Here is an 11,568-nt window from a genome sequence, read left to right on the forward strand (position 1 = left end):
TATGACTGAAGCCTACCTAAGCATTGGCAGTAATATGGGCGACCGGTTAGTGAACCTTCAAAAAGCGATTCAGCTGTTAAATGTGCCACCTAAGATTAATATTATAGCAATCTCCTCAGTGTATGAAACAGAACCAGTGGGGGGCGTGAAACAAGATTCTTTTTACAATATTGCGGTTAAGATTGCGACTGGTTTAACGGCTCAGCAGCTTCTCAACCACCTTCACAATATCGAACAGGAGTTACATCGACGTCGACTTATTCATTGGGGACCACGGACAATTGACCTTGATATCATTGATTTTGGTCATCAACATATCAAAACACCAACGCTAACGATCCCTCATCCAGAAATGGCTAACCGACAGTTTGTTTTATTGCCAATGCGCGAAATTACTAACCAAAATGATCCTTATTATCAACAATTGGATCATTTGTTAAATAAGACTCCAGACCATAATTGGCTTAAAAAGATATATGGACGAGAGGTATTTTCATGGACCAACAAAAAATAGCAAAGGCTGTTAAAGATTTATTAATTGCAATCGGTGAAGATCCTGAACGAGAAGGATTGGCAGAAACACCCCAACGCGTTGCCAAAATGTACCAAGAAGTTTTTTCTTCTCTTAATCATCAACCAGAAGAAATGGCCAACTATAAGGTTTTCCATGTTGATGATGTGCCGGAGATGGTATTAGTGCAACACATTCCTTTTTATTCAATGTGTGAACACCATTTGCTGCCTTTTTTCGGATACGCGAATGTGGCTTATGTTCCCAAAGATAAAAAAGTTATTGGCCTTAGTAAAATTCCCCGGTTGTTAGATTTTGTAACGAAAAAACCGGGGATGCAAGAACGCGTTACAACTGATTTAGTAGCCGAGTTGCAACGAATTCTTGATCCAGCCGGGATTGCAGTAACCATTGCGGCCCGCCACCTTTGTATGGAAATGCGGGGTGTTAATAAGGCTGGTCAATTTACTTATACTGATAAGTTTACAGGCCAATTTAAGACTGACCGTGATTTGAAACAAGAATTTCTAAATCAAACGAGGAATTATCGTGCAGACCTATGAACAAATTAACGCGGGCTTTAATCGCCAAATGCTGGGAGGACAACGGGATCGGGTAAAATTTTTGCGACGAATTCTTACTCGTTTAGGAAACCCTGACCAGCGATTTAAAATTATCCATATTGCGGGGACAAACGGAAAAGGCTCGACTGGGACAATGTTAGAACAGGGGTTGCAAAATGCTGGCTACCGGGTCGGCTATTTTAGCAGCCCTGCTTTGGTAGATGATCGGGAGCAAGTTAAGGTTAATGACCATTTAATTAGTAAAAAAGATTTTGCAATGACTTACCAAAAGATTACCGAACATTTACCCGCTGATCTTTCACCTGATGACATTACCATTTTTGAGTGGTGGACCCTGATAATGCTGCAATATTTTGCGGATCAAAAAATAGATTGGGCAGTCATTGAATGCGGTTTAGGCGGTCGAGATGATGCAACCAATATTATCAGTGCGCCTTTTATTAGTGTGATAACGCATATTGCCCTTGACCATACACGGATTTTGGGCCCAACGATTGCCAAAATTGCCCAGGCCAAAGCAGGAATTATCAAGACCGGCACTAAGCAAGTATTTTTAGCGCCGCACCAAGAAAACGACGCTCTCACAATTATTAAAGAGAAGGCCCAGCAGCAAAGAGTAGGATTAATGCAAGCAGATGCCCAGTTAATTGTTGATGGGAAAGCAATCCTGAAAGTTAATCATAAAATTTATAAAGTTCCTTTTAATTTATTAGGGACTTTCCAAAGTGAAAATTTGGGAACTGTTATCAGTGTATTTAATTTTCTTTTTCAACGGGGACTTGTTCCTTCTTGGCAGCCTTTATTATCGACGCTTGCGACAGTGAAGATTGCTGGTCGAATGCAGAAAATCGCTGATCATCCCCCTATTATTTTGGACGGGGCCCATAACCCAGATGCAGCCAGGCAACTTACCGAAACTATCTCTAAGTTTCCCCATAATAAAGTAATTATGGTTCTTGGTTTTCTCGCTGATAAAAATATTAGTCAGATGGTTAAAATTTATCAGCAAATGGCAGATGAGATAATAATTACTACTCCTGACCATCCGACCCGCGCTCTTAATGCAAGTGCGTTAAAATCAGCTTTGCCTCAAGCGATTATTGCTGATAATCCCCCAAAAGGGTTAGTGATGGCAAAAAAGATTGCGGAGCCGAACGATTTAATTGTTGTAACGGGTTCTTTTTATACGATTAAAGATATCGAGGCCAATTTAGATGAAAAATAATTTTATTATTGCAACCCATAATATTCATAAAATTAAAGAAATCGAAACCATTCTAAATTTTTACCACCAACATGGTGAGGGGTATCGAAAAAACTTACCGCAACAAACCTTTCCTCCTGAATCAACAGTGAGCTATGAAGAAAACGCAAAGGAGAAGGCCCTCTTCATCAGTCAACAACTACCGGCAGCAAAAATAATTGCCGATGATTCTGGCTTAGAACTCCCGGCTTTTCCTAGAAGATACGGGGTGCAGACAGCGCGGGAATTGGCGCAAGAAGTTCCTAATGGTGATTTAAATAATTACTTGATCCATTTAGTCGATGGTAAATCCCGACAATTTATAATGAAAACAACAATTGCCCTAGTGATAAATAATCAAGTGGTTAAAATGGCTCATGGTCAATTAAAGGGGACAATTGCTCATGCCGAACGCGGAGTCAATGCGACGGGGTTTGATCGGATTTTTATTCCAGCTGGCGAATCACAAACGCTTGCCGAAATGGACCAGCCGACCCGCATTTCTTATTTACATCGTGCACGAGCTGTTAAAAATTTATTAGATCAATTAGGAGAATGAAATGAAAGTTACTGAAAAGTTAGTTACTAAAGACCATTCGAAGTTAGTGTCCGCGATCTTAGCCGACCAAGTTAATCGCCATCAGCAGCTTTTATTGACGTGGGAGTGTTCAGATGTGGAGACGGCTGGAATAGTAGAGCGATTTATCCGTCATTTTGATACCCCCGTCGCTTGTGTTGAAAAGCGCGTAGAATTTTCTTTCCCGCTCCTTTCCCTAAAAGAACTAATAGCGCAGGTGAAAGAGCGGTGGGAAAATGACCAAGAATTAATTGCTTCTCTTGAGCAGGTTTACCATCGTCACCAGATTATTTGGCGTGCAGGCCGGTTTATTTTTGATTTGACAGAGCAACCGGTGATTTATGGAATTTTAAATGTAACTCCTGACTCATTTTATGATGGGGGTAAATTTCAATCCCACTCCGCTATTGCTAGTCAAATTGCTAAGATGGTGGCAGCTGGGGCAAACGTAATTGAAGTCGGTGGGCAAACTACGAAACCGGGTGGCTTTAAAGAGGTTGATCCGGAAGAAGAAATTGCGCGAATTATGCCGGCTATTCAGCTTCTTCGTGAAAACTATCCCCAGATTGCGATCGCAGTTGATACGTATAAACTCCCAGTAATGGCAGCGGCAATTAAGGCCGGAGTAGATATTATCAATGATGTGCAGGCATTTAATTCAAAACAAAAACTAATTTTGATGGCTAAGGCAAATGTTGGAATGGTAACGATGCATAGCAGCCGAACCCATGACTATGATAACCTTACCGTAGCGATGCAGAAATTCTTTGAACACAATCTTGGAACAATAGCGGCTGCTGGCATTGATCTTGACCGAGTGATTTTAGACCAAGGAATTGGGTATGCAAAGGTTGCGGATGGTTACCAAGATTATGCGATGATGCGCAACATTGACCAGCTTAATTACCTCCAGCGCCCGATTATGGTTGCGATATCCCGAAAAGGTTTTGGTCAAAAATTATTTAATCTAGCAAAAGAAGACCGTCTCGGCGTAACATTGATTGCTGAGACAGCAATGTATTTGCGAGGCGGTCATGTTTTACGAGTTCATGATGTTGAGGAAACTAGTCAGTTAGTGAAAATGATTGACACTATTGAAAACAGTTATTGGTTTAGATCCACCAGCAGCCAATCCCAAAGGCAATAATAAGGGCAATAAAAAGTAAGGCTGTTAGATAGGGATTGCCAAATGTTTCCCGTTTAAGGCGGAAAGCAGTTTCCATTAAGATATAGATTAGAATTAAAAAGATGATCCATACTAGGTTGCTCAGAAGCTGAGTTTTAAAATGAAGAAAGGTGTGGACAATCGAAGCGGTCAATAAAAGGAAAAAGAATAAACGGCTTAATTCAAGCCAGTTAGTCACTTTCCGTTCAATTTTTGCATGCAGACCAGTGGTAGTGGTGAGAATCAAAATAATGATTAAGACCGCCACTATTATTTTTAACATATGGGTAAACTCCTTTCGGCTTTGATTTTAGCATTAATGAGAGAAACTGACTATATGCTTTTGACTTGAAAATATAATAAAAAAAGTGTATGGTACGTATATTGCTTGCGTAAAAATAAATAATATTTGAGGTGAAATCAAGTGGCAGATTTTGAAATTGGCGATATTGTAAAAGGAAAGAAATTCGGTCCCCTCGAACATGAATTTTCTGGTGTTGTTGAAAAGGTTTATACTAATTCAATTATGGTATCTATCCAAGATTTTGATCCGTCTGATAAAAGCGGGGTTAACGAATTAAATGGCCGCGCTGTTATTCGCCAAAAAGAAGCTAAGATGGTAAAAGCTGTTCCTCGTGAAGAAAAAAAGGATGACGAAGAAACAGCAGAAGATGCTAAATCTTCAAAAAAATCTTAAAAAAAGATGACAAATAATTAGAAGAGGTATATACTAACTAAGTGTTGAACTTAGTTAGTTAATGCGGGTATAGTTTAGTGGTAAAACTCAACCTTCCCAAGGTTGCGTCGCGAGTTCGATTCTCGTTACCCGCTCTTATAAAAAAGCTGAGGCTGAGAGAAAATTTTCTCCCAGCCTCAGCTTTTTTTAGATCTCAATCTTCGCTAAAACTTGATGCATTGCTTCAGCAGACTGTTGCATCTTTTTAACTTCATCTGATGTTAATGGATATTCAACGACCTGGCCGATTCCTTGACTATTAATGATGGCAGGCGTTCCTAAGTACAGGCCCTTAATTCCGTACTGCCCATCAAGCGGAGCCGAAATCGGTAGGACAAGATTACGGTTTTCGATGATTGCCCGTGTAATATACGAGAGGCATTTAGCAATTCCGTAGAAAGTAGCCCCTTTATTGGCAATTATTTGACTGCCAGCTTCGTGAACTGCTTTTTCAATTTCACTTTTATCAGTATTTGAAAGGGCAGTAATTGTGTTGAGGGCTTTTCCGCCGATTGTGATTTCATTAAAGGCCGCAAAAGAAGTATCACCATGTTCACCAAGCATTAAGGCATCGATGACATTGACAGATAGGTGTAATTTCTTACTTAAGAGAACTCGTAGCCGCATTGAATCAAGAGAAGTTCCGGTCCCAATAACGCGTTCTTTAGGAAAACCGCTGATTCGCTGCGCAATTGTTGTAAGGATATCAACGGGATTGCTCGAGATAACGAAAACGCCAGTGAATCCACTTTTGACAATTGGTTCAATAATTGATTTAAGAATCGTAGTGTTTTTATTAACTAGGTCTAAACGTGTTTCACCAGGTTTACGGGGAATCCCAGCCGTAATAACAACCACGTCAGCATCAGCAGCATCTTCATAAGTTCCCGCATAAATCTTTACTGGGTTCGTCAGGGGTGTAATATCAGCAAGATCAGCCGCATCCCCAACTGCTTTTGACCTTGTACGATCCACCAGTACCAATTCATCAACTTCATTTGTTGACTGCAATAATGAAAATGCAAATGATGAGCCGACAGCCCCGTCACCTATTAATACAACTTTGTGCCTATACGTATCAAGCATCAAAAATTCCTCCTAATGCAGCTTCTTTTGCGCATCCCAATGATTGATTGGACCAAATTTATGACCAACCGTTAATGGATTTGCGATTGCTGCGTAAACGGCATCTTTAGCCTTTGTTACTGCTATTTTAACATTATTTCCCTTCGCAAGCTCGGCAGCAATGATCGCGGAGAAGCTATCCCCGGTTCCATTCAATCGATCAGTCTTAACAAAAGGTTTTTTGAGCCAGAAGCTATCGCCGTCTTCAAGAAGAACAAAGTCATCAACAGTTGTTTGGCTATCATCATTATGCGCGCCCTTAATCACCACATTTTTTGCCCCTAAGTCTTGAAGATAATGAGCTGCTTTAACCCGTTCTTCATCTGTGGTCATTTCAATTCCTGTTAATTTTTGTGCTTCATAGAAATTAGGGGTAATAACAGTTGCAAGGGGAATAATTCGTTCACGAAATAGTTCATAGGCGGATTGTTCAAGCAACATTGCACCGTGCTTAGTAATAATCACAGGGTCAACAACTAACGGGCCAAAATGTTCAGGCGAATAGTTATCAGCAACGACATTAATAACATCGTCATTAGCAAGCATTCCAGTTTTGGCTGCTTTGATGTCAAAATCTTCACTTAATACTTTAAACTGTTCGGCAATAAATTCTTGCGGCATTACTTGGGAAGAGGTGATCCCGTAAGAATTTCCGGAAACAGCGGCAGTTAAAATACCGTGACCATATACGCCATCCGCAAAAAAAGCATGAAGGTCAGCGGGCATTCCAGCACTCCCGTCCGAATCGTGACCTGCAATTGTGACAGCTTGAATTGTAGGGTTTGTCATAAATAACTCATCAACCTTTCATTATTATTTAATGATAATAATTGTAACATATAATAAGTAAGAGAAAAGCAATAACTCACCCCGTAGATTAGTCCTTGTTTTTAAACCTAAATTTGTTATAATAATTGAGTATGAAAATAGGATTTGAGGAGTAGTAGCATTTTGAAATCTACAGCGACCCTTTGTTGATGAGAGTTAGGGGCTTTTCGATTTGTGAAGGCGTGCCTCAGATATTTCAATTAAATCAATGAATGAGTGGAATTCTAATTCAATTAGAGTGGTACCGCGGGTAAATCTCGTCTCTAGTAAGCATTATGCTTATTAGGGGCGTTTTTTTATAAGTATAAGGAGGAATATATATGAGCGATAAGCAACAAGTTGCAGCTGCATTGGCACAAGCATTGCCAGAGATGGATGTTAAAGAAATTGAAGCTAAGATTGAACGGCCAAAAGATTCTAGTAATGGGGATTACGCTTTCCCAACATTCTTCTTAGCTAAGACCTTACATAAGGCACCGCAAATGATTGCAAGTGAATTAGTTGAAAAGGTTGACCAAAATGGTTTTGAAAAGGTAGTTGTTGCAGGACCATATATCAACTTCTTCCTTGATAAAGCTCAAGTTGGTGCTAAGATTTTGCAAACTATCTTAGCAGATCCTGAACATTATGGTGAGATTGATCTTGGTCACCAATCAAATGTTACGATTGATTATTCATCACCAAACATTGCTAAGCCGATGGGAATGGGGCACCTTCGTTCAACCATGATTGGTGAAGCTGTTGCCCGGATTCTTGAAAAAGTTAACTACAACTTGATTCGGATTGACTACCTTGGTGATTGGGGTACTCAATTTGGTAAGTTAATGGCTGCTTATGAGATGTGGGGAGACGAAGCGGAAGTTAAGAAGGATCCAATTAATACTTTGCTTAAGTACTATGTGCGGATCAATAATGAAGCTGACGAACATCCAGAATACACTGAAGCAGGTCGTAACTGGTTTGCTAAACTTGAACATGGTGACGAAGAAGCATGGCGGCTTTGGCACTGGTTCCGTGAAGTTTCTCTTGAACGGTTCCAACGTGTTTATAAGATGCTAGATGTTAATTTCGACTCATTCAATGGGGAAGCTTTCTCTGCTCAAAAGATGGAAGAACCTATCCAATTGTTACGGGATAAGGACTTATTAAAGCCTAGTCGTGGTGCAGAAATTGTTGACCTTGATGAATATAACTTACCACCATTACTAATCATCAAGAGTAATGGAACGACAACGTACATCACTCGTGACTTGGCAACTGCACTTTTCCGGAAGCGGATGTATGGTCATGCTAAGTCCCTCTACGTTGTTGGTGCCGAACAAGAAACTTACTTTAAGCAATTACGTGCGGCCTTAAAGGAAATGGGCTTCAACTGGTGGGATCAAATTGAACACATCTCCTTTGGTTTAATGAACTTAAACGGTAAGAAGATGTCTACGCGGAAGGGTAATGTTGTTTCCCTTGAAGACGTATTGAATGATTCTATTGATTTAGCACGGAAGCAAATTGCCGAAAAGAACCCTGACCTTGAAAACGCTGATGAAGTTGCTAAAGAAGTCGGTGTTGGTGCCGTTATCTTCCACGATTTAAAGAACTACCGTCGGAATGCTGTTAACTTCAAGCTTGAAGATGTTGTTAAGTTTGAAGGTGAAACTGGTCCTTATGTTCAATATGCTCGTGCTCGTGCTGAGAGTATCTTACGTAAGGGTGGCATCCGGGACTTTAGTGATGTTGACTTGACAAAGGCCGGTGCTGAAGCTTGGGAATTAATCAGCTTCCTTGGCCAATACAGCGAAGCAATCAAGCGGGCTGCATTAAACTACGATCCATCAGTAATCGCTAAGTATGCCCTTGAATTGGCTAAGAAGTTTAACCAATACTACGCTCACACTCGGATTCTTGATAAGGACGAAGCTCAACCAGCACGGTTAGCTCTTACTCAAGCAGTTAGTGATGTGCTCAAATCTGCCCTTGACTTACTTGATATCAAGGCACCAGATGAGATGTAATTGTTATAACTACTAAATATTATTGTGAAGAGACTTGAGAGAATAAGCTTTTCTCCAGTCTCTTCATTTTTAATTTCTGGTAAAGCTGGCGGAGAAAATAGCTTACCATTTGCCAAAATGTGATAAAATAATTGTCAGCTTTTTGAAATGAAAATGGAGATTTGTTAATGAATCGTGAACCACAATCTAATTCAGATTTGAAAGAGCGAATCATAGAGTGGTTAAAAAAGACTTGGGCATCGTTCCGAGTTTGGTTTAAACACTATTGGCAGCTCTTTGTTGCGATGCTGAAAAAGTTCTGGCATCGTTATCAATTAACGCGATGGATCATTGTTATTTTTCTAGGAATTTTCTTAATTACCAGTATCCATTTGACGTTTGTTGCTAAAACTGCAGATGTTAAAAATCTTAAGAACCGGTTGCAACGGCCAACAATGATTTATGATCGTAGCAATCAATCGGCCGGGAGCCTCTACGCTCAAAAGGGAACTTATGTGGAATTAAAAGATATTTCATCAAACGTTCCTAACGCGGTCCTCTCGACTGAAGACCGAAACTTCTATCATGAACACGGCTTTTCAGTCAAAGGGTTAGGCCGGGCTGGCTTCTTACTAGTGAAAAACAAACTTCTTCACCGTGACTATATCTCTGGTGGGGGTAGTACTTTAACACAGCAACTGGTTAAGAATGCCTTTTTGACTCAACAACAGACCTTCTCCCGAAAGGCCCGGGAAATTTTTATTGCGGTTGAGGTAGAAAACCAATACAGCAAAAATGAGATTTTAACAATGTACCTCAATAATGCTTACTTTGGTCATGGGGTATGGGGAGTTCAAGATGCGGCCAAGCGTTACTTCAATGAAAACGCCAGTCAGCTAACGGTACCCCAAGCAGCTACCCTGGCCGGAATGCTGACGTCACCAGGGATGTACGACCCAGTAGAACATCCAACAGCGACAAAACAACGACGGAATATGGTTCTTCAGCTGATGGTTGAAAATCATAAGCTGAGTCAAAGTGCAGCGGATCAATATAAGCAAACACCGTTGAATATTACCAACGGCTACGTGCCAAATGATAGTTATAAGTATCCGTACTTCTTTGATGCGGTCATTGCCGAAGCCGAAAGCCGTTATCATATTTCAGAAAAAGATATTATGAATAACGGTTATCGGATTTATACTACCCTGGATCAGGATCAGCAGCGGTCAATGCAGCAAACTTATGACGATGACGATAACTTCCCGCAGAACTCAGCCGATGGCACAATGGTTCAATCAGCCTCGATTGCGATGAATCCGAAAAATGGGGGAATTACCGCGGTCGTTGGGGGTCGTGGGAAACATGTCTTCCGTGGATTTAACCGTTCTACGCAGATGCGGCGGCAGCCCGGGTCAACGATTAAGCCGATTGTTGTATATACCCCAGCCCTAGAGCATGGGTATTTCTATGATTCAGCGCTTCAAGATAAGAAACAATCATATGGAACTAATAATTACACGCCAAAGAACTATGATGATACCTATAGCGGGACGGTGCCGATGTATAAGGCTCTTTATGAGAGTCTTAATGCCCCAGCAGTCTGGTTATTAAATAAGATCGGTGTCAATCGTGGTTATGACATGGCAAAGAAGTTTGGCTTGCCAGTCGAAAAGGGTGATAAGAACCTTGCCTTAGCCCTCGGTGGTATGACCCGCGGTGTATCACCGCAACAAATGGCTCGTGCCTATGCGGTCTTTGCCAATGATGGGTTGATGCCATCCCCGCACTACATTACCAAGATTGAAGATGCCTCTGGAAAGGTGATCGCCAAAAATGATGGTAGCAAGAATAAGCGGATCATTTCTGGTAAGACAGCCAAAGAAATGACTAGTATGTTAATTGGCGTATTTGATCACGGAACTGGTGAAACGGCCAAGCCAAGTGGATATACGCTTGCCGGTAAAACGGGGACCACAAACTCAGGGGTAAAAGGCGATGATTCCAATGATCGTGATAAGTGGATCGTGGGTTATACGCCCGATGTAGTGGTTGCAACATGGGAAGGCTATGATGATACCAACCAAAGCCACACCCTAAACGATATTTCTGAACGGAGTATTAACTACCTTTACAAGAATGAAATGAGTGCGATTTTGCCAAATACTGCTGGAACCAAATTCACGGTTGAAGATGCGCAAACACGGGCAAATGAAAAGACAAAAGGTTCCTCTAAAGGTTGGGGATCATTCCTCAAAGATGGGGGCGACTTTGTAAATAACTTCAACCAATCAGTAAATAATTTTGGTAATAAGGCGAGTCAATGGTGGAGCAATGTTCGATCGCTTTTCTAGGATAATATGATACAATTAATCTAAGAACGAGATAAAGGAGACTTTTACATGGTTGTAAATATTTATGATACTGCAAATGAACTTAGTCGCCAATTGCGCGAAACTCAAGAATATCAAGGATTACAAAAGGCTTTTGAAGCATTAAAGGCTGACAGTGACACTTTTGACACCTTCAAGAAGTTCCAACAAGCTCAAGCAGATGCTCAACACAAGCAAATGACTGGTCAACAACCAACTGATGATGAAATTAAAAACATCCAAAACCTTGCCAAGGAAGTAAGCGGTAAGAAGGTTGTTCAAGACTTGATGAACCAAGAACGGCAAGTTGATAGCATGCTTCAACAATTGAATAAGACAATTACAAGTCCAATTCAAGATCTTTACAGTGAAGTAATGCCAAAGATGCCAGGACAAGAATAATTAATTTATTACGATCCAAGTAAGGGGCTGGGAGAAA

The 11,568-nt window shown here is 40.8% G+C and carries 12 protein-coding genes and 1 tRNA gene; 10 read left to right on the forward strand and 3 right to left on the reverse strand.

The genetic code is table 11. The annotated features are described in order from the left end of the window. Position 1: 1 nt before the first annotated feature. From folK to folP, 5 genes are read left to right on the forward strand one after another with little or no spacing between them, the layout of a single operon-like run. The gene (gene folK / locus LMB56_RS08050) at positions 2 to 514 is read left to right on the forward strand and encodes a 2-amino-4-hydroxy-6-hydroxymethyldihydropteridine diphosphokinase (RefSeq protein WP_229283765.1); all 513 of its coding nucleotides are present in this window, start codon (positions 2 to 4) and stop codon (positions 512 to 514) included. Further along, on the forward strand, positions 496 to 1,074 hold the full coding sequence (gene folE / locus LMB56_RS08055) for a GTP cyclohydrolase I FolE (RefSeq protein WP_003664184.1): 579 nt from the start codon (positions 496 to 498) through the stop codon (positions 1,072 to 1,074). The genes folK and folE overlap by 19 nt, the downstream gene beginning before the upstream one ends. Then, entirely contained in the window at positions 1,061 to 2,320 is a 1,260-nt protein-coding gene (locus LMB56_RS08060) for a bifunctional folylpolyglutamate synthase/dihydrofolate synthase (protein WP_229283766.1), read from the forward strand. Before folE ends, LMB56_RS08060 begins: the two co-directional genes overlap by 14 nt. Continuing rightward, the gene (locus LMB56_RS08065; RefSeq protein WP_229283767.1) at positions 2,310 to 2,897 is read left to right on the forward strand and encodes a non-canonical purine NTP pyrophosphatase; all 588 of its coding nucleotides are present in this window, start codon (positions 2,310 to 2,312) and stop codon (positions 2,895 to 2,897) included. The genes LMB56_RS08060 and LMB56_RS08065 overlap by 11 nt, the downstream gene beginning before the upstream one ends. 1 nt (position 2,898) lies before the next feature. Next, complete coding sequence (gene folP, locus LMB56_RS08070; protein ID WP_229283769.1) at positions 2,899 to 4,062, forward strand: dihydropteroate synthase; 1,164 nt, start codon at positions 2,899 to 2,901, stop codon at positions 4,060 to 4,062. Here folP and LMB56_RS08075 read toward each other — a convergent pair. Next, complete coding sequence (locus tag LMB56_RS08075) at positions 4,028 to 4,363, reverse strand: hypothetical protein (RefSeq protein ID WP_003664176.1); 336 nt, start codon at positions 4,361 to 4,363, stop codon at positions 4,028 to 4,030. The two genes, folP and LMB56_RS08075, sit on opposite strands and share 35 nt — an antisense overlap. 141 nt (positions 4,364 to 4,504) lie before the next feature. On the opposite strand from LMB56_RS08075, the gene LMB56_RS08080 reads away from it, so the two are divergent. Both LMB56_RS08080 and LMB56_RS08085 read left to right on the forward strand, forming a co-directional pair. After that, positions 4,505 to 4,777 (forward strand): hypothetical protein, encoded by a 273-nt coding sequence (locus tag LMB56_RS08080; RefSeq protein ID WP_003664174.1) that lies wholly within the window; start codon positions 4,505 to 4,507, stop codon positions 4,775 to 4,777. Positions 4,778 to 4,840: 63 nt separating this feature from the next. After that, positions 4,841 to 4,911: transfer RNA gene (locus tag LMB56_RS08085), tRNA-Gly, on the forward strand. Between the two features lie 52 nt (positions 4,912 to 4,963). On the opposite strand, the gene LMB56_RS08090 is transcribed toward LMB56_RS08085, so the two are convergent. After that, positions 4,964 to 5,902: an L-lactate dehydrogenase gene (locus LMB56_RS08090; RefSeq protein ID WP_019252916.1), complete on the reverse strand. Its 939-nt coding sequence runs from the start codon at positions 5,900 to 5,902 to the stop codon at positions 4,964 to 4,966. A gap of 12 nt (positions 5,903 to 5,914) precedes the next feature. Beyond that, complete coding sequence (gene thiD, locus LMB56_RS08095; RefSeq protein ID WP_229277859.1) at positions 5,915 to 6,730, reverse strand: bifunctional hydroxymethylpyrimidine kinase/phosphomethylpyrimidine kinase; 816 nt, start codon at positions 6,728 to 6,730, stop codon at positions 5,915 to 5,917. A 359-nt stretch (positions 6,731 to 7,089) separates the two neighbouring features. On the opposite strand from thiD, the gene argS reads away from it, so the two are divergent. The 3 genes from argS (at position 7,090) to LMB56_RS08110 (ending at position 11,531) form a co-directional block, all read left to right on the forward strand. After that, positions 7,090 to 8,778: an arginine--tRNA ligase gene (argS, locus tag LMB56_RS08100; protein WP_003668521.1), complete on the forward strand. Its 1,689-nt coding sequence runs from the start codon at positions 7,090 to 7,092 to the stop codon at positions 8,776 to 8,778. A gap of 167 nt (positions 8,779 to 8,945) precedes the next feature. Next, on the forward strand, positions 8,946 to 11,111 hold the full coding sequence (locus LMB56_RS08105; RefSeq protein WP_229283771.1) for a PBP1A family penicillin-binding protein: 2,166 nt from the start codon (positions 8,946 to 8,948) through the stop codon (positions 11,109 to 11,111). 48 nt (positions 11,112 to 11,159) lie between these two features. Next, positions 11,160 to 11,531: a YlbF family regulator gene (locus tag LMB56_RS08110; protein WP_003670831.1), complete on the forward strand. Its 372-nt coding sequence runs from the start codon at positions 11,160 to 11,162 to the stop codon at positions 11,529 to 11,531. The last annotated feature ends 37 nt before the right edge of the window (positions 11,532 to 11,568 follow it).

Source organism: Limosilactobacillus reuteri, assembly GCF_020785355.1.
Taxonomy (GTDB): Bacteria; Bacillota; Bacilli; order Lactobacillales; family Lactobacillaceae; genus Limosilactobacillus; species Limosilactobacillus reuteri_I.

Excerpts from the sequence above, each read along its gene's own strand:
- folE (WP_003664184.1), top strand. The coding sequence starts at position 496 with ATGGACCAACAAAAAATAGCAAAGGCTGTTAAAGATTTATTAATTGCA.
- LMB56_RS08110 (WP_003670831.1), top strand. The coding sequence starts at position 11,160 with ATGGTTGTAAATATTTATGATACTGCAAATGAACTTAGTCGCCAATTG.
- LMB56_RS08075 (WP_003664176.1), bottom strand. The coding sequence starts at position 4,363 with ATGTTAAAAATAATAGTGGCGGTCTTAATCATTATTTTGATTCTCACC.
- thiD (WP_229277859.1), bottom strand. The coding sequence starts at position 6,730 with ATGACAAACCCTACAATTCAAGCTGTCACAATTGCAGGTCACGATTCG.
- folP (WP_229283769.1), top strand. The coding sequence starts at position 2,899 with ATGAAAGTTACTGAAAAGTTAGTTACTAAAGACCATTCGAAGTTAGTG.
- LMB56_RS08105 (WP_229283771.1), top strand. The coding sequence starts at position 8,946 with ATGAATCGTGAACCACAATCTAATTCAGATTTGAAAGAGCGAATCATA.
- LMB56_RS08090 (WP_019252916.1), bottom strand. The coding sequence starts at position 5,902 with ATGCTTGATACGTATAGGCACAAAGTTGTATTAATAGGTGACGGGGCT.
- argS (WP_003668521.1), top strand. The coding sequence starts at position 7,090 with ATGAGCGATAAGCAACAAGTTGCAGCTGCATTGGCACAAGCATTGCCA.
- LMB56_RS08065 (WP_229283767.1), top strand. The coding sequence starts at position 2,310 with ATGAAAAATAATTTTATTATTGCAACCCATAATATTCATAAAATTAAA.
- folK (WP_229283765.1), top strand. The coding sequence starts at position 2 with ATGACTGAAGCCTACCTAAGCATTGGCAGTAATATGGGCGACCGGTTA.